Source organism: Phenylobacterium sp., assembly GCF_016793225.1.
Classification (GTDB): Bacteria; Pseudomonadota; Alphaproteobacteria; order Caulobacterales; family Caulobacteraceae; genus Phenylobacterium.
The window spans coordinates 1-16,228 of sequence record NZ_JAEUMN010000184.1 but is presented as its reverse complement, the minus strand read 5'-3'; the positions used below and the strand labels follow the sequence as shown (position 1 = coordinate 16,228).

General features: G+C 66.8%; 22 protein-coding genes. 13 read left to right on the top strand and 9 right to left on the bottom strand.

Annotated features, from left to right (window positions below):
• Positions 1 to 14 precede the first annotated feature (14 nt).
• From JNK30_RS21115 to JNK30_RS21090, 6 genes are read right to left on the bottom strand one after another with little or no spacing between them, the layout of a single operon-like run.
• Complete coding sequence (locus JNK30_RS21115) at positions 15 to 314, bottom strand: hypothetical protein (RefSeq protein ID WP_293485434.1); 300 nt, start codon at positions 312 to 314, stop codon at positions 15 to 17.
• A complete protein-coding gene (locus JNK30_RS21110) occupies positions 311 to 703 on the bottom strand; it encodes a hypothetical protein (protein WP_293485432.1) in 393 nt (130 codons plus the stop codon). The genes JNK30_RS21115 and JNK30_RS21110 overlap by 4 nt, the downstream gene beginning before the upstream one ends.
• The gene (locus JNK30_RS21105; protein ID WP_293485430.1) at positions 700 to 1,008 is read right to left on the bottom strand and encodes a hypothetical protein; all 309 of its coding nucleotides are present in this window, start codon (positions 1,006 to 1,008) and stop codon (positions 700 to 702) included. Before JNK30_RS21105 ends, JNK30_RS21110 begins: the two co-directional genes overlap by 4 nt.
• Positions 1,005 to 1,364, bottom strand: coding sequence for a hypothetical protein (locus JNK30_RS21100; protein WP_293485428.1), 360 nt, complete (start codon positions 1,362 to 1,364; stop codon positions 1,005 to 1,007). The genes JNK30_RS21105 and JNK30_RS21100 overlap by 4 nt, the downstream gene beginning before the upstream one ends.
• The gene (locus tag JNK30_RS21095; RefSeq protein WP_293485426.1) at positions 1,365 to 2,699 is read right to left on the bottom strand and encodes a hypothetical protein; all 1,335 of its coding nucleotides are present in this window, start codon (positions 2,697 to 2,699) and stop codon (positions 1,365 to 1,367) included. It lies immediately after the preceding gene.
• 52 nt (positions 2,700 to 2,751) lie between these two features.
• A complete protein-coding gene (locus tag JNK30_RS21090) occupies positions 2,752 to 3,621 on the bottom strand; it encodes a helix-turn-helix domain-containing protein (protein ID WP_367118772.1) in 870 nt (289 codons plus the stop codon).
• Between the two features lie 101 nt (positions 3,622 to 3,722).
• Between JNK30_RS21090 and JNK30_RS21085 the strand changes: the two genes are divergently transcribed.
• Entirely contained in the window at positions 3,723 to 3,938 is a 216-nt protein-coding gene (locus JNK30_RS21085; RefSeq protein WP_293485423.1) for a hypothetical protein, read from the top strand.
• Between the two features lie 49 nt (positions 3,939 to 3,987).
• Here the strand turns inward: JNK30_RS21085 and JNK30_RS21080 are convergent, their stop codons facing one another.
• Positions 3,988 to 4,188: a hypothetical protein gene (locus tag JNK30_RS21080; RefSeq protein WP_293485421.1), complete on the bottom strand. Its 201-nt coding sequence runs from the start codon at positions 4,186 to 4,188 to the stop codon at positions 3,988 to 3,990.
• Positions 4,189 to 4,226: 38 nt separating this feature from the next.
• Between JNK30_RS21080 and JNK30_RS21075 the strand changes: the two genes are divergently transcribed.
• From JNK30_RS21075 to JNK30_RS21065, 3 genes are all read left to right on the top strand, one after another.
• Positions 4,227 to 4,643 (top strand): hypothetical protein, encoded by a 417-nt coding sequence (locus JNK30_RS21075; RefSeq protein ID WP_293485419.1) that lies wholly within the window; start codon positions 4,227 to 4,229, stop codon positions 4,641 to 4,643.
• Positions 4,644 to 4,763: 120 nt separating this feature from the next.
• The gene (locus JNK30_RS21070; RefSeq protein ID WP_293485417.1) at positions 4,764 to 5,669 is read left to right on the top strand and encodes a bifunctional DNA primase/polymerase; all 906 of its coding nucleotides are present in this window, start codon (positions 4,764 to 4,766) and stop codon (positions 5,667 to 5,669) included.
• On the top strand, positions 5,666 to 6,958 hold the full coding sequence (locus tag JNK30_RS21065; RefSeq protein WP_293485415.1) for an AAA family ATPase: 1,293 nt from the start codon (positions 5,666 to 5,668) through the stop codon (positions 6,956 to 6,958). Before JNK30_RS21070 ends, JNK30_RS21065 begins: the two co-directional genes overlap by 4 nt.
• Before the next feature lie 300 nt (positions 6,959 to 7,258).
• Here JNK30_RS21065 and JNK30_RS21060 read toward each other — a convergent pair whose 3' ends face one another.
• On the bottom strand, positions 7,259 to 7,540 hold the full coding sequence (locus JNK30_RS21060; RefSeq protein WP_293485413.1) for a hypothetical protein: 282 nt from the start codon (positions 7,538 to 7,540) through the stop codon (positions 7,259 to 7,261).
• 3 nt (positions 7,541 to 7,543) lie between these two features.
• Here JNK30_RS21060 and JNK30_RS21055 point away from each other — a divergent pair, with 3 nt between their 5' ends.
• Complete coding sequence (locus tag JNK30_RS21055) at positions 7,544 to 7,957, top strand: nuclease (protein ID WP_293485411.1); 414 nt, start codon at positions 7,544 to 7,546, stop codon at positions 7,955 to 7,957.
• Positions 7,958 to 7,959: 2 nt separating this feature from the next.
• Here JNK30_RS21055 and JNK30_RS21050 read toward each other — a convergent pair whose 3' ends face one another.
• On the bottom strand, positions 7,960 to 8,340 hold the full coding sequence (locus tag JNK30_RS21050; protein WP_293485409.1) for a hypothetical protein: 381 nt from the start codon (positions 8,338 to 8,340) through the stop codon (positions 7,960 to 7,962).
• Positions 8,341 to 8,447: 107 nt separating this feature from the next.
• Between JNK30_RS21050 and JNK30_RS21045 the strand changes: the two genes are divergently transcribed.
• From JNK30_RS21045 to JNK30_RS21010, 8 genes are all read left to right on the top strand, one after another.
• Positions 8,448 to 8,627, top strand: coding sequence for a hypothetical protein (locus JNK30_RS21045; RefSeq protein ID WP_293485407.1), 180 nt, complete (start codon positions 8,448 to 8,450; stop codon positions 8,625 to 8,627).
• On the top strand, positions 8,615 to 9,268 hold the full coding sequence (locus tag JNK30_RS21040; RefSeq protein ID WP_293485406.1) for a terminase small subunit: 654 nt from the start codon (positions 8,615 to 8,617) through the stop codon (positions 9,266 to 9,268). Before JNK30_RS21045 ends, JNK30_RS21040 begins: the two co-directional genes overlap by 13 nt.
• A complete protein-coding gene (locus JNK30_RS21035) occupies positions 9,265 to 9,771 on the top strand; it encodes a hypothetical protein (RefSeq protein WP_293485405.1) in 507 nt (168 codons plus the stop codon). Before JNK30_RS21040 ends, JNK30_RS21035 begins: the two co-directional genes overlap by 4 nt.
• Positions 9,768 to 11,414, top strand: coding sequence for a terminase family protein (locus tag JNK30_RS21030; RefSeq protein ID WP_293485404.1), 1,647 nt, complete (start codon positions 9,768 to 9,770; stop codon positions 11,412 to 11,414). Before JNK30_RS21035 ends, JNK30_RS21030 begins: the two co-directional genes overlap by 4 nt.
• 79 nt (positions 11,415 to 11,493) lie before the next feature.
• Positions 11,494 to 11,850, top strand: coding sequence for a hypothetical protein (locus JNK30_RS21025; RefSeq protein ID WP_293485402.1), 357 nt, complete (start codon positions 11,494 to 11,496; stop codon positions 11,848 to 11,850).
• A 16-nt stretch (positions 11,851 to 11,866) separates the two neighbouring features.
• A complete protein-coding gene (locus tag JNK30_RS21020) occupies positions 11,867 to 13,768 on the top strand; it encodes a hypothetical protein (protein WP_293485400.1) in 1,902 nt (633 codons plus the stop codon).
• Positions 13,765 to 14,718 carry a hypothetical protein gene (locus tag JNK30_RS21015; protein WP_293485398.1) on the top strand — a complete coding sequence of 318 codons (954 nt, stop codon included), beginning with the start codon at positions 13,765 to 13,767 and terminating at the stop codon, positions 14,716 to 14,718. The genes JNK30_RS21020 and JNK30_RS21015 overlap by 4 nt, the downstream gene beginning before the upstream one ends.
• Positions 14,719 to 15,200: 482 nt before the next feature.
• A partial coding sequence (locus JNK30_RS21010) for a N4-gp56 family major capsid protein (protein ID WP_293485396.1) occupies positions 15,201 to 16,228 on the top strand: 1,028 nt, incomplete at its 3' end.

The window sequence follows — 16,228 nt, the reverse complement described above, 5'->3', positions numbered from 1 at the left end:
AGGTGTGTCATGCGTCATCGGCCCCAGCGGGCGACGGCGTAGCGCGCCTCCTTGGGCGGCGCGCCCAAGCCCTCAACGAGGTAGCGCTCGAGCCCTTCGATGGAGTGCGGTCCGTTCACCCGCAGGCGCTCTTCGATCTCGCAGACGAGATTCTGAATCAGGCTTTCTTCTGGGTGTTCGGCACGAACTGTGCCGCAGCGTGAGCAGCGAACGACGATGTTCCAGCCGTCGCCGTGGAACCGTGCGCAGTCGCGGGGATCAGGAAGGGCTTCGGTCCGAGTGTCGAACCACTCGTGATCACAGACCTCGCTCATGCGGCCCAGTCCCCGATGCCGTCCCAGCGATGGTTCATGATGCCCATCCGCCGATCCCGTGTGCGCTCGTCTCGATCGGCCACTCGGTAGGCGACGTCGATCATGAGCGGGATGCCGCCGATCTCGTGGAGCCTCATGCCCAGCGTGCTCACGGCTTGCCGACAAACCTCCGCGACCGGGCGTGTGAACAGGTCGTGGGCCGCCTGCTGCGCGCGGGTCCAGTTCTCCATCCGGTCCAGCAGCTCGCCGATCATCGTCCCTGCGGACGTTAGGCCGCGCTCCGCCACGAGCGCTGGATCCCGGTCGGCGCGGATCGCTGCTGCGAGGAGCGCGTCGAGGGCGTTCTCGATCTTGACCGTCTCGGCCGCTTCGCTGGTTATCGTGTTCACGGCTCCGCTCCCGCGATGTCGGGGGAAATGCGCTGGCGGTACTCATCGATTTGGAGGAAGGCCTCGTGGGCGACCTGAGGGTCGACCTTGTCGCGGACAACGATGGTGTTGAAATGGATGAACACCATGGCGACGTCGTCGAGATCGGACCCATCGACGCCCGCGTAGACCCAGAACGCGTAGGGATCGACAGAGCTGTACGGCGGCCGGGAACAGACTTTCACCTGCCCGCGTGTGTGCTGGCCGCGTCCACCGAATGCATTGTGGCTTGGCGTCCAGGCGATAACGGCTTCTGCGGCTTTCATGCTGCGATCCTCCGGTTGGCAGCGTCGCGCACCAAGCGCTGGTCCTTCACTCGAACCTCGGCGACCACGATCGCGGTGACAGCGGCCTGGAGGTCGGCGCGCGAGATCGTGTGGCGCGCGTACTTCGGGTTCGGTTGTCGGACCGCAAACCCGTCCTCGGAGCGGCTCACCACGAAGGGCGCTTCACCGTCGCCGAAATCGAGGAGGTAGACGGCGTCGTAAAGAAAACGAGCGGTGTCGGCGACCATGAGGAAGTCGCCTCCGCGAAGCTCCGGCCCACAGCAGTCGCCTGCGAGCTCGAAGAGCCGGAGCCCGGCGCCCAAAGGCGCCGGGGCGGCAATGGCCAGGGCCGTCATCTACTCGGCCGCGATGGCGGTGGCGTCGCCGATGACGCCGTCGCGCTGCTGGATCACGCTGGCGACGGTCTTGCGCAGCGGCTCATGGCTGTTCAGGAGCCCGACGATTTCATTGGCGCGCCCGGTCGCGTCGTCGATCACGAAGGTGGTGCCGAAGGCATAGCCTCCGTCCGTATCGCGGATGACCTGGAACGAACCGCCCAGCGCTTCGTACTCGTCGACCAGCGCGCGGGCTCGGGCATAGAGGGCCGCCTGATACTTCCAGAGCATGCCGATCGGGCCACCGCCTTCGATCCATTGGAAGTCGCGGGCCTCAAACCGCCACTCCGAGAACTCCTCGGCCCGACCCTCGTGAGGCTCCGCGTCGCGATGGTGCTCCTTCCAGGCCTTGTGCATTTCGCCCGGCTGGGCATCGGGGTGGGTGTGGTCCGCGGCCCGAAAGGCCGGGAACAGGCCGCCGACCGGCGGCGTGATGAGCGCTTGGCTCTGGCTCCCCGCGAGACGGAGGGCGTGGAGGTAATAGCGTGCCGCGAACTCTTCGCCGCGGTCGCCGCCGTCCAGCAGGTCACGCATCGTGCGGGGGCAGTCAGGCGTAGACCAGCTGTGAGGGAGCATGAACTCCAGCGACGCCCTCATGACCTCAGCCATCGCCTCGACGCTCGGGGGCGGGATCTGCTCCCAGCCTTCGAGGGCGTTGCAGAGTTCGTTGAAGAGCGGATCCTCGTCGCCGGGGTCTTCCGTCTGGGCGTCGTGCGCGGCTTTGGCGGCGAGGTAGCGGTCGCGGGCCGCCTTCCAACGGTCGGCGGCAGCGGCCGTCTTCAGGTCGTAGACCGCTGACGGCAGGTGCTTCAGCGCGAACTGCAGCGCCGGCGCCAAGTCTTCGTCGCAGCCGGGCATGCGCTCCGTGAGCCGCTGGATCGCGTCATGCGCACTTCTCGGGCGCCACTGGGCGACCGGGGTCGCGAACATCTCGCGCTCACGAATGTAGACCGTGAGCCGCGCCGTCGCGTCAGCGCCGGAGGTTTCGGCCCGGAGCAGCGCCAGCGACGCCTCGGTGACGCGGTCGCCCGCCTCGTGCCAGGCGTCCTCGGCCTTCGTGAGCTGGCGCTTGCTCCATCCTTCCGCCTCGCCCTGCGCGTGGATACGGCCCAGGCGCTCGTACTCGTCGATCAGGCCGGCGAGCGTCTTGGCTTCCGCCAGCAGCTCCGGGCCGTAGCCCATGAGCCCGTCGAGCAGGAGCATGTCGGTGTCGTAGACAACCCGCGGCTCCGGCTTGGTGATCGGCGCGAAGCCTTGGCCTTGGGCGGTGTGTGTGTCGAGATTGGCGCGGTCCATCGCGGCCTCCGTCGTTGATGACGAGGAAGAAGGGCACGAAATATTTTACGCGTCAACCGCGATGAACGAAAGAATTTACGTAATCGTCAGCTTCGTCGATGGTCGCCAATCGCTTGCCGAGGAGCGGGGGACCAGCGAAGTGGACGTGGGCGCGAAGCACGATCCCCGTGACCGATAGAGACTCGCTTGCTTGGTCACCTACGCGCCACCGACCTCCGTCGCGCACCTCGGTGCCAGGGCCTTCCCAAACCACCTCGTCCTGGAGGCGCGCTGAGGTCGACGCCGTCTCAAGGATAATCAGATCGGGGGCGCGCTGAGCGACTCGCCTGAGCGAAAGCTCCTCTTGCCCCTTATAGGTGTCCGGCTGATCCGTCTTCTCTGCTCGCATCCGCAGGAGGATTACAAGATCACCATCCCGCAATCCCGGCCCGTGCCAGTCCAAGTTCTCTAGAACATGCAATAGAGAACCCCGGGGAATCACGCGGTCAAAAGACTCGTCGTCCAATATGAAAAGCTTCTGCGCGCCCGGCAGATATTGGGGGAGAGAATGAATATCCGACGTATACCAATCGACATCATCTGAATAATCGGAGTCTTCCCACCCCAGCCTAACCCGGCCAGATACCAGTAGTGGAACGATTCCGATTAGCGTCTCATCGGGGAGAACTGTGGGTTCGCTAGTTCTATATGGGACGTCTTGCTCGCCCATCAGATAGCCGACGTCGCATTGAAGGACCCGCGCGAGGGCGAATAGGCTGGTGGCGCGGGGTGAATTGCTCCGGCCGGAGAGCATCATTCGAACCGCCTCGGGGCTCAGGCCGGCAGCGACGGAGGCGCCACGAGCCGTGAGCCGCAGCTCGTCCAAGCGCTCCTGTAATCGCTTTCTGACGATGCCGCCTCGGCGCTCGCTCTCGGACCCCATCGGCTCCGGCCTCATGGCTGCCTCAACCCTATGACCGGCGTACGCATAGCCTTCCGCCCACCGATTGACCGCACGTAAAATTTTGCGTACCCATGCTAGGCATGAGCCTCAACATCTTTCTTGATCGCTGCGAACGTTATCTCGCGCGTCGAGCGCGGCCCATGAGCCGCGCGCGCCTCAGCACGATCCTGTTTGGCTCGGGTGCGACACTGGACCGGCTTCGCTCAGGGAAGACCGTGACCGTCCGAGTGCTCTCGCGAGCAGAAGACCGGCTACGTGATCTCGAACGTATCGAGTTCGAGACCGAGGCGGCATAGCGTGGGTCGGGATGCACGCATCCAGCGAGCGACGCGTATGTGCCCTAGGCTATTGGCTCGCGCGCTTAGGCTTCATCACACCCGCGAGGATCTTCAGCCCCTTGTCCATGAGGCGGTCCGACAGGTTTCTGGCCTGTCGGGCGTCGCCGTTGTCGAGGCGCTTGGCGACGGCTGCAATCCGTCGCCCAGCTGCAATGTAGTTCAGTCCCTTCTTGTAGACCGCGGCGGCTTCCGTCGCTTCGCTCATCATCACCTCCTCCCCGCGTCCGAGCCGCCGAGGTCCCCACCATGACCTCAACGGACCGGACATTCATGGGAGCGCACCCCCACGTTTCTAACCAGACCGCCTGCCTCGGCCGCGCGATCGGCGATGCCCTCCGCCGGATGCACCCGCATCACACGGCCAAGCTGGTCGCCCAGGACGTAGGCTGCACGGTGAAGGCGGCGGAGAACCTTATCGACGGCCATCTCAGCTCGACCAGCATCGCGCGCGTGATCGCAGCGTACGGCGCAGGCTGGGTGGCTGAACGGGTGCTCGAGGCCGCCGGCCTCACCCTCGAAAACTACATCCGAGCCCGCGCCGCAGAAGCGCGGGCCTCCGCGCATCATCATGAGGAAGTCGCCCTTGAGCTCAGCCGGCTCGAATCCGCCCTTCGCGCGTCTGCTGACGCTCAGCGCACAAGCGTGGTGGGGCGGGGTCCTTAGCTGGTGGGGCGAGCGCGGCGCGCGCAGCGCGATCGCGCGCGGCCATCGGCTGAATGACCTTGCCCGCCGCGGCCGCGAGTTGCGCGTCCGCGCCCTGCGAGAGCTGGGGCGACCGCAGTGATGCAGACCGCCCTCGACTACGCCACCGAGCTTGGGCTCGCGGTTTTCCCGACGGGCCCGACGTGCAAGCCGGGCTCGCTCGTGAAGCTCGAGCCGGCCGGCGAGGGCGAGCCGAAGATGATCGCCTGCTACGATGGCACGACCGATCCGGCGCGGATCGCGGCGTACTGGTCACGCTATCCCGAGGCCAACGTCAGCGTTTCGACGGGCGAGCTGTCAGGCGTGTTCGTCCTGGACGTCGACTCCAAGGACGGCTTTGACGGCGTCGAGGACATCAAGCAACTTCAGCGCCTGTTCGGTGCGCTCCCGAGGACCTGGCGCTCCCGGACGCCCTCCGGCGGCACGCATCTGTGGTTCCGCCAGCCGGACCGGCCGATGACGAACCGGGTCCACTTCCGCATTCCCGACGGCGAGGGCGGCGAGCGGAAGTCCGGCCTGGACGTGCGGACGACTGGTGGCGCCGCGGCGGCGCCGCCAAGCCGCCGCGCCGATGGCGCCTACGCCTGGGTCCATGATCCCTTCGTCACCGACCTCGCCGAGGCGCCGGCCTGGCTCCTGGACCTGATCGATCCGCCGCTGCCACCCCGGAAGCCGTTCGAGCCGGTCCACATCGCCTCGCTCGATCGGACCGCCCGCTATGTCGAGGCGGCGGTGAACGGCGAGTGCGTGGAGCTGGCGCGCATGAAGCCAGGATCAGGACGTAACCTCCGCCTGTTCATGGCTAGCGCCAACCTGGGCCAACTCGTTGGCGCCAACCTCCTGTCCCAGGCCATCGCTGAGCGCGCGCTGCAGCAGGCCGCATCCGAATGCGGCCTCGTCGGCGAGGACGGCATGCGGGCGGTGATGGGCACGATCGCCTCCGGCATGAAGAAGGGCATAGCTGCACCGCGCGAGGTGCGGCGATGAGCTACATCGAGCCCGGCGAGGTCCGCGAGCACCTGAAGAACGTCGTGGCCCTGGACGGGGGTAAGGTCGAGCCGGGCCCAGAAGGCTGGATCAAGCCCTACGTCTGGCGGCATCCTTCCGAGATCCCGAGGCGCGAGTGGCTCTATGGTGACCACTATCTCCGCGGCTTCCTGACGGCGACATTCGCGCCAGGCGCCGTCGGCAAGTCGGCGTTGGCGATCGGCGAGGCCCTCGCCATGGCGACCGGAAGGCCCCTCCTGGGCGTCCAGCCGAACGGTCGGTACCGCGTAGGCTACTTTAACGGCGAGGATCCTCTCGAGGAGACGGAGCGACGTGTCGGCGCCGCGATGTTGTACTTTGGCGTCCGGCCGGATGAGGTCGAGGGCTTCTTCTTCTGGGGATCGGGCCGAGAGGCTGGACTCGTCGTTGCCGAACAGACACCGGATGGCACGGTCATCAACCGGCCTGTCGTCGAACGCGTGAAGGCGGACGTCGCGAGGTACGGCCTCGACGCACTCGTGATCGATCCGTTCGTGAGTTCGCACCGGGTCACCGAGAACGACAACAACGCCATCGACGTGGTCGCGAAGGAGTGGGGGCGGGTCGCCGGCGAGATGCGCATAGGCGTCGAGGTCGTGCACCACACGACCAAGGCCGCGATCGGCCGGGAGGTTCGCGTCGAGGACGGCCGTGGTGGCGGCGCCCTGTTGTTCGCGGCTCGCTCCGCGCGCGTGCTCAACACCATGTCGGAGGAGGAGGCGGCGACCGTCGGCTTGATGAAGGCGCGCCGCTACTACTTCCGGGTCGACAACGGGAAGGCCAACCTCACCCCGCCGCCAGACCGCTCTGCGTGGTTCAAGTTCGAGGGCGTCGACCTCGGGAATGGGGACAATGTCGGTGTCGTGACGTCCTGGGACTGGCCGGAGGATTCGGCTCCCCGCCACGCGCCCGCCAAGCTCAAATTCGCCGGGCAAAAGATTGTGGCCGCCTTCGATCGGCTTGTTGAGGAGGGCAAGCTTGTAGAGGGCCAACTCGCTCCGGGCCTCTCGCCCGGCATGCCAGCGGTCGCGGACGCCGACTTGCGCAAGATGGCCTATCGCATCGGCCTGGTGACGGAAGCGAAGCCGGAGGACGGTTCAGCTCTCACGAAGTGGCAAGCCGCAGCTCGCCAAGCCTGGAAGCGAGGAACGGAGGAAGTCCAGACATCGAAGCTTCTGCGCTTCGAAGCTGGCGTCTGGTGGGACATTCGCCGCGGTGGCGGCGAGACGACGCGGAGGTCTGCCGACTGACGTGACGACCGTCAGAGGCGTGACCGAGAGCGTGACTGAGCGTGACTGAGAGGGTCGGACGAGGCCCGCGGTCCGCAGCGTGACTGAGCGTGACCAGCGTGACCGAACCCGTTCGTTTGCCGAGGAGAAACCGTGACCGAAAGCGTGACTGAGCGTGACATCCGTGACCGAGCCTCGCGCGCGCTCGCGGAAGGTTATTCTCCCACCTATCCGGGACGGGTAGGCCCCCTAAAGGGGGCCGTACCGTCCCTATCTCAGAGGATGGAACAGGGGCCGCGCGCGCGAGGCGGCGAGGAGGTCTCAGGGCCTATAGTGGGCCAGGAACGGCTCGCCTTGCCCGGTGAACCGACTGAATCCCGTCAGGTATTCCTGAACCCACGTCAGGGGCTCCAGCGCTTCGTGGTTGTTGTCACTTGCCGGCGAGTTGTCGCGGATCTCGTAGTACGCCTCGCCAAGGCGCTTCAGGAAGCGCTCCTGGAAGGTCGGATCGCTTTCGTTGATGGTCTGCACCAGGCACGCCGTCAGCGCCGCGATGCCGCGCTTCGATTGGTGAAGGTCCGAAAGGGCCACGATGGCCTCCATGCTGTGGTTCGATTGCCCATTGTAGCGCTTGGCTCCCTGCTGGCGACCGCAGCCCTCGCCGACCCCTGCAAGGCGATCCCCGACCGCGGCCCGATGCCGGCGCACCTGGCGCCCGGCCGCACCTTCACCGGTCCCGTCACCTACGTCGGCGATGGCGACAGCCTCTGCGTGGCGCTGGGCCGCTCACCCTCTGAGTGGGTCGAGGTCCGCCTGGCGGACTTCTACGCCCCGGAACTCCAAGCGCCCGGCGGCGAGCAAGCCAAGGCGATGCTCGACCGCATCGTCCGCGGCCGTGAGGTGTCGTGCGTCGCTCAGCACCGCTCGTACGACCGCCTGGTCGCTGTCTGCCGGCTGAGAGGCTCCAGCCTTGGCGACCTGATGCGTCGAGCCGGCGTCCGTGAGGGAGGGAACCGGTGACCCTAGTTGCAGGTCCGCAGGGCACCCTTGCCGATGCAAACCGTCCCGTCGGAGCTCATGTAGGATCCGCTGCGGGCGTTGTAGTTCCAGAAGTTGCCCTGGCTGTCGGTTCCCGATTGGTCGCCATTGGGCTTGATGCGGCTGTTCCACATCGTGCCGTTCTGGAGGTTCGTGCCGTTGACGGTCGTCGAGCCATCCGAGTTCCGGCGCCAAGAGTAGCTGTTGCCGGACTGGTAGTCGTAGGTGGTGCCAGATCTCGGCCCCTCGTCCTGCGACGTATACGGCGACTGCCTCTGACCGTACGGCGTGGCCGGGCGGTAGTACTGCGCCGCCGCGATGGACGGGATGAGGACGGCCACAGCCGCCAACGCGACAACCTTCATCGAAGCCTCCTGAACAGCCAAGCTCACCGTACGCCAGCGAGCGGCGTTCGGCGAATCGAGAAGCTGTGGCCTGCCGCTTCGCAGCCTAAGAGCGAGAGGGGCGGCCCATGACGGCCCCCTACTTCCTCACCAGGACGGACCTCGAAGACGGCCGCGTGAAGGTCGACGTCTCGATCCTGGGCGATGCGCCGAGCCTCACTGCGGAGGGCGAGGCGCGGCTTAGGGCTCGTATCTCGGAGGCGATCGAGGAGGTCTTGGAACGGGAGCTCGCCACATGCCGGAACTGACGCCCAAGCAAGCCACCTTCGTTCGTGAGTACCTGGTCGACCTCAATGCGACGCAGGCCGCGATCCGAGCCGGGTACAGCGAGCGGACGGCCCACTCTCAAGGGCAGCGACTGTTGAACCATGTTGAAGTCGCCGCAGCCATCGCCGAGAGGCAGGGGACGCGCCTTGAAGAGCTCGACCTCACCGCCGACAAGGTGCTGCGCGAGCTGGCCAGCATCGCGTTCACAGACCTCGCCGATGTCGCCGAGTGGGGCGAGCGCGAGGTCGCGATCGGCTACGACGCCGACGGAAAGCGGCTGGCGCCGGCCGACATTGGCGACGCGGTCGTAGTGCACCATGAGATGGCGCCGTATCTCAGGCTGAAGGACAGCTCGACGCTCACCAAAGCCCAGCGCGCCGCGGTGTCCGAAGTCGCGCTCACCAAGGATGGCTTCAAGATCAGGATGCACTCGAAGACGGATGCTGCGGGCCTGCTGGCCAGGCACTTCGGGTTGCTGGTCGACAAACGCGAAGTGTCGGGGCCGAACGGTGGGCCGATTCGGGTGCAGACTGAGCTTGTGGCGCTGCTCGCCGGCCTTTCGCCCGAAGAGCGGGCTTTGCTCAAACCCGTGCTGCTGAAGCTGGAGGGACGGACAGAGTGACCGTCGATGATGATGAGGTTGAATACCGCCTCCGAGACCTTCCGGGGGTGATGGAGGTCGAGAAGCTGCTGATCGCCGCGGAGGCTTCGCGGAGCGGCAAGTGGAGCAGGGAGTTCGAGGAAGCACAGAAGCTTGCCGACAAGGTGTCCCGCCGTCACTTCGGCATAGGCGAGAAGGAGACGAGATACGTCGATGACGACCGGCTCTCCCGTATCGAGAATGACTGGCTGGGGGGATCCTGGGACCCTTGCTTCCAGCTCTACGAGTTCGAGAACCTGCCTGCTCCATGGGCCCCGTGGTCCAAGCTTGGCTGGGACGTCAAAGGTTCAGATGGTCGCCAACTTCGGGCGCTGGAGCTGTTCTGGCGGCAGCTCGTAGCAGTCGGCTATGGCCTAGCAGGCCGCTACCCCGACGAGGACGATGGGGACCTGACGGAGAGCGAAAAGGAAGCGATCGCAGCCAAGCTGGCGGCGGATCGGGATCGGTTCAAGCCGAGCCGATGAGCGCGCTGGCTGCCCTCATCGCCGATCCGAAGGCCACGCTTCGCGCTCTCGACTGCCTCGAGGCCCGCGACAGCTTCATGACCTTCTGCGGGATGGTGGAGATCCCGTCGGCGCCGGTCGATGACGAGAGCGATGACGAGGACGAAGCGAACCTCCGCTACCAGCCGCCCCGCGTGCCCACGGCCGCACACCACATCGAGCTGTGCGGCGTCCTGCAGGCGATCGACGAAGGCCGCATCAAGCGCGCCATGTTCTTCCTGCCGCCTGGCACGGCGAAGTCGACGTACGGCTCTGTGCTCTTCCCGGCGTGGTTCCTGGGCCGCAAGCGCCGGCGCAATGTCGGCGTGGCCACCTACTCGGCCGACCTGGCGCGGAAGCTGGGCCGCCGGATGCGCGCCGTCGCGCGACAGCCGGCGTACCGCGAGATCTTCGACGCCGGCGTCTCCCAGGAGAGCGCTGCCGCCAACGAATGGGCGCTCGACAACGGCAACGAGTTCATGGGCAACGGCATCCTGGCCGGCTGGACGGGCAACCGTCTCGACGGGCTGGTGATCGACGACCCGGTGAAAGGCCGCAAGGACGCCGAAAGCGAGGCGGTCCGAAAGTCCACGGTCGAGGCTTATCAGGATGACCTGCTGACGCGCCTGAAGCCCAACGGCTGGGTGCTGCTGATCCAGACCCGCTGGCACGAAGAGGATCTCGCGGGCTCGCTGCTGCCCGACGACTATGACGGCCAGACCGGCTGGGTGAAGTGCAAGGACGGCGAGTACTGGTACGTCGTCTGCATCCCGGCCCAGGCCGAGCGCGCGGACGATCCACTGGGTCGGACTGTCGGCGCCTACATCTGGCCGGAGTGGTTCGGGCGCGAAGGCGAGGAGAACCCCGGCGAGGCGCACTTCGCCCCGCACAAGACGGTCGCGCGGACCTGGGCGTCGCTCTACCAGCAGCGACCGCGGCCGCGGGACGGGACGTTCTTCCAGAAGGCCTGGTTCAAGCGCTACGTGCCTGACCAGCTCCCGTCGGCGCTCTCTCGCTACATGACGTCGGACCATGCGCCGGGCGGCATGGACGACAGCGACTTCACGGCCGTCCGGGTGTGGGGTGTCGATTCCGAGGGCGACCTCTGGCTCCTGGATGGCTTCCGCCACCAGGCCACGATGGACGTCACCGTGGATCTAATCGTCGGGAACGAGCGGGCCGCAGCCAGGCCTGGACCTGTCCAGCCGGACGTCACGATCCGAGGCCTGATCCGCAAGCACAAGCCGTTCGCGTGGTTCCCTGAGGACGACAACAACTGGAAGGCCGTGGCCGGCTTCGTGGCGCGAAGGATGCGGGAGGAAGGCGTCTCCTGCCGCATCGAGCCGATGAGCCCGCACGGGCAGGACAAGGAAGCGAAGGCCCAGGCCTTCCAGGCCATGGCGGCGTCGGGGCGCGTCTGGCTGCCGGTCGGGCCCATGGGTGACGACGTGCTCGACCAGTATCTGCGCTTCCCGGTCGGCAGGAACGACGACGAGGTCGATGCGGCAGGCGTGATCGGGCGTGCCATCGACGAGGCGCATCCCGCGATCGTCCGCACCGAGCGCCCCGTGGAGAAGCGCCAGCGCTACGCCAAGAAGCGGCGGCAATCCTCCTGGGCCGCGTAGACGAACCGCTGCCGTTGATATAGATTTCTTCGCTGATGATCTGGAATTGAGATAGATTACATCTATCTAAGGAGCAGCGATGACCGCGACCGCCCCGATCGGCGAAGAGGCGAAGGCCAAGGCCGCCGGCAAGCACATCCCGGAGCCTCCGAAGGTGGAGCCGGCGACGGAGACCCTCGCCGAACCTGCAGAAGCCGCTGCCCCGGCCCCTGTCGACCCGGCTCCCGTGCTGAGCGAAGAAGTCGTGGAGACCGTCGAGGTCGATGACCGCGTGCAGATCACCGACGAGGTCGGGCCGCGTGGCCGCGTGATCGCGGCGACGCGCGGCGGCAGGGATGGGCCGACCACGACCCGCGAGGAGGTGCTTCCGCCGCACGCCACGGATGCAGAGGCCGCGAAGGCCAAGGAACGCCTGCGCGCCGCGGTCCTGCGCTAAGCGGCCCTGAACCCTGATGGAAGAGAAGCGCGACGTCCCGACGGACCGCGAAGAGGAGCTCCTCACGCTCTTCGCGAAGTGGGACCGCGCGCTCGGCAATCACTGGGGCGACTGGCGACGTGAGGCCAAGCGCCTCTACGGCATGGTCGCCGGCGGGCAGTGGTCGGATACCGACAAGGCCAAGCTCGAGGAGATCGAGCGCATCGCGCCGGTGTTCAACGAGATGGGCCCGATCATCGACGCCGTCTCCGGCGCCGAGATCATGGACCGCCAGCAGGTCGGCTACTTCCCGCGCGAGGTCGGGGACGCTGCGGTCAACGAGATCCTGACCAAGGGCGCGGACTGGATCAGGGACCGCTGCAACGCCGACCAGGAAGAGACCGAGGCCTTCCGAGACACCTTCATCTGCGGGATGGGGTGGACCGAGACCCGCATGGACTTCGACGAGGAGCCTGAGGGTCAGGTCATCGTCGAGCGCGTCGATCCGCTCGAGATGGCGCTCGACACGTCCTGCCGGAAGGCCAACGGCGAGGGCGCCCGCTACATCCGCCGCGCCAAGGCCATGTCGCGCGAAGAGTTCGAGGAGGCTTTCCCCGACTTCGCGCCCGACGGCCACGGTCCGGACTACGCGCGGCTGGCGATCAACAACCCTCGCCATCGGTACGAGGGCGACGACGACATCAGCGAGGAGGTCTCTGAGGACGAGGTCTTCGTGCACGAGTACCAGTGGTTCGAGCGGCGCACTGTGTTCGTGGTCGAGGACCCGGCGGACGGCGAGTTGGTGGAGATGTCGCCGGAGGACTACCGGCGCGCCGAGCAGGAAGCCGCCAAGCAGGGCGTGACACTGCGGTACGTGCGGCAGACCCGGCCGGTGTACTACCGCTCATTCGTCGCCGGCGGCGCCATCCTGAACATGGACCCCGAGACCGGCGACGCTGAGGTCATGCGGGACGGCGAGTTCACCTACAAGGTGATCACCGGCAAGCGCGATCGGAACAAGCGCGTCTGGTACGGCCTAGCGCGTCCGATGGAGGACCCGCAGCGCTGGGCCAACCAGTTCATGTCGCAGCTCCTGGCGATCCTCGCGGCGTCGGCCAAGGGCGGCATGATGCTCGAGGCCGATGCAGTCGACGACATTCGCGAGTTCGAGCGTTCCTGGGCCAAGCCCGGCGCCAACACCTACTTCAAGCCAGGTGCCCTGAAAGATGGGCGGGCCACACCCAAGCCGGCGACGCAGTACCCGGCGGGCCTGGAGCGGCTGATCACGATCGCCCAGGAGGCGATCCGTAAGACCACGGGCGTCAATCCGGAGATGCTCGGGCTGGTGAATCGCGAGCAGGCGGGCGTGCTGGAGCACCAGCGCAAGCAGGCCGCGTACGGCATCCTCGCGGCCTTCTTCGACAGCTTCCGCCGCTATCGCCGCATGCACGGCCGCCTGCTGCTGAAGTACATCAAGTACCTCCCGGACGGTTACCTGGTGCGCATCACGGGGGATGACGGGCTAGCCCGGTACGTGCCGATGGTGAAGCTCGACGACACGGCCAAGTTCGACGTGGTCGTGGACGAGGCGCCGGCCGGCCCGAACCAGGTCGCGGCCGTCTTCGGCGTGATCATGCAGCTCCTGCCGTACCTGAAGGACGCGGAGCTACCGCCAGAGTTCTGGGCGGAGGTCGCGCGCTACCTGCCGCTGCCTGAGAAGCTCCGCCAGACCATGGCCACGGCCATTGCGCAGCAGGGTAGCGAGCCGCCGGACCCGCTCGAGGAGCGGGGTAAGGCGGCGGGCGTCGCGGCGACCGAAGCCAAGGCGCAGAAGGATCAGGCCGGCGCGGTCAAGGACCTCGCGGCCGCCGAAGAGACCCGGGCGCGGCTGGGCGTGACGTTCCCGCCCGCGCAAGTACCCCTTGGAGAACCTGCATGAGCGAACAGCGCGACGGCGGCGAGGAGCATGCCGAGGAGATCGACCTGACTGGCGTTCCGATGGACGGCGAGGCCGAGGCGCGTGGCCAGGAAGAGGGCGAGCACGCCGAGGAGCAGGCCGGAGAGGCGAAGCGCCAGGCCGCGGAGGGCCAGCAGCAGACCGAACAGCGCTCAGACCTGAGCCCGGATGAGCTTCGCAAGCGCTACGACAACACCCGGACGGCGCTTTCGGAGGAACGGCGCCAGCGCCGCGAGCTGCAGGCGCGCCTGGAAGCGCTGGAGCGCGGCGAACGGCCGGGCATCGAGCGCCAGCAGCCTCAGGATCGGCGCGAGCCGGAGGAAATCGACCCCGACGTCGATCCGATGGGCGCACTGAAGCAGATGCGGGCCAAGATCGCGGCCTACGAGGCTGCGGAGCGGCAGGAGAGCCTGTCGCAGGCGGAGCGGAACGCCCAGGAGCAGCGATTCCAGCGCGTCGAGGCCGCGTTCCAAGAGCACGAGACCGACTTCCGGGAGGATCATCCCGACTACGACGAGGCGGCCAAGCACTACGCCGTCGCCCGTGCCCAGGAGCTCATGACGTTCGGGCTACAGCCGGCGCAGATCCAGCCGATGCTGCGCGAGGAGTTCGTCACGCTGGCGTCGACGGCGATCCGCGCGGGCAAGAACCCGGCGGCTGTGGTCTACGAAATGGCCAAGGGCCGCGGCTACGGGAAAGCGGCGGCGAAGGATGGGGCTGAGGTCAAGCCCGGTGGCGGCAAACTGGACGCGCTCAAGCGTGGTCAGCAGGCGTCGAGCCCGCTGTCACGAACGGGCGGACGGACGACGGCGAGCCTGGACGTGGCGACCGTCGCCAACATCGACATCCACGACGCCAAAGGCGCCGAGGCGTTCGACAAAGCGTTCGCGGCACTGGAGCGGAGGGCGAAGGCGGCGGAACGAGGGCGGTAGCCTCAGTCTCAGTTCGCGGGGGGCTCATCATTGTCAGGGCTGACGTGTGGCGTATCCGCCGCTTCTGCCTGCTGGGCTCGAACGCTCCAAGCCGCAGCTTCGCCAATGAGCCGGCTGCGCTCCGCCAAGTTCTTCGAGCTTACTGCCTGGGCAAGCAGTTCCTCACTCTTGCGCCGACAACTCTCAGCCTCGTCCATCGTAGTAGTATGAACCAGCCGGGCCGCAACTTCCACGTACGGTGACGCGTGCGCTGCTTAGATACACCTTAGTGGCGAGCGTTCTTTCATAGAGAGGTTTGTTGATCTCGGCCCCCAAAAGTGACATTCTCTATAGATCAAGCGCTTCCGGCGCTGAAGCGTCGGCTCCACGGACGGAGCACAGGTCCACGCCGGACTCTAAAGGGCGAACCGTAGGCCTCACGGACGGGGCGAAGGCGAGCAGCGGCCAGGCCGCGCTCTCAACCCGTCCTAGAGGCCAATCACATGCAGACCGAATACGGCGTCAATGACCCGTCTGCGCAGAAGCTCTGGTCGAAGAAGCTCGAGCGCGAAGCCCTGAAGGCGACCTTCATCGGCGGCTTCATGGGCGAGGGCACGAACGCCCTCATCCAGATCAAGCCGGAGCTGAAGAAGAACGCCGGCGACAAGATCACCACCACGCTGCGCATGCAGCTCAGCGGCGCCGGCGTCATGGGCGACGGCACGCTGGAGGGCAACGAAGAGCCCCTGACCACCTACACCGACAACCTCTTCATCGATCAGCTCCGCCACGCGGTGCGTTCGAAGGGCAAGATGTCGGAACAGCGCGTGCCGTGGTCGGTGCGCGCCGAAGCCAAGGATGGCCTGACCGACTGGTGGGCCGAGCGCTTCGACACCTGGTTCTTCAATCAGGTGTGTGGCTACACGGTCCAGACGGACCTCCGCTACACCGGCCTGAACGCGGTAACGGCGCCGTCGACGGTCATCCGGCCCACCGGCTCCACCGACCAGGGCCTCGGCTCAGGCAACGTCTTCACCCTGGATCTGATCGATCGCGCGGTCGCGGCGGCCAAGAAGGCTTCGCCTGTCGTCCGGCCGATCAAGATCAAGGGGAAGGATCACTGGCCGGTCGTGCTCCACACCGACCAGGTCACGAGCCTGCGCACCAACACCGCCTCGGGCCAGTGGCTCGACATCCAGAAGGCCGCGATGGCCGGGGGCAACATCGACGGCAACCCGATCGCGACCGGCATGCTCGGCGTCTACAACGGCGCCATGCTCTACGAGAGCACCCGGATCACCAACGGAGTGCACTCGAGCACGGGCGCCGCGGTTTCGACCGTTCGCCGGGCCGTCCTCCTGGGCGCCCAGGCCGCCGTCCTCGCCTTCGGGCAGGGCTACGACAGCACCACCTCGGCCGACTGGAACGAGGAGCTGTTCGACTACGGCAACCAGCTCGGCGTCGAGGCGGGCTTCATCGCTGGTCTGAAGAAGACGCGCTACAACGGCGCGGACCTCTCCACGATCGTCAT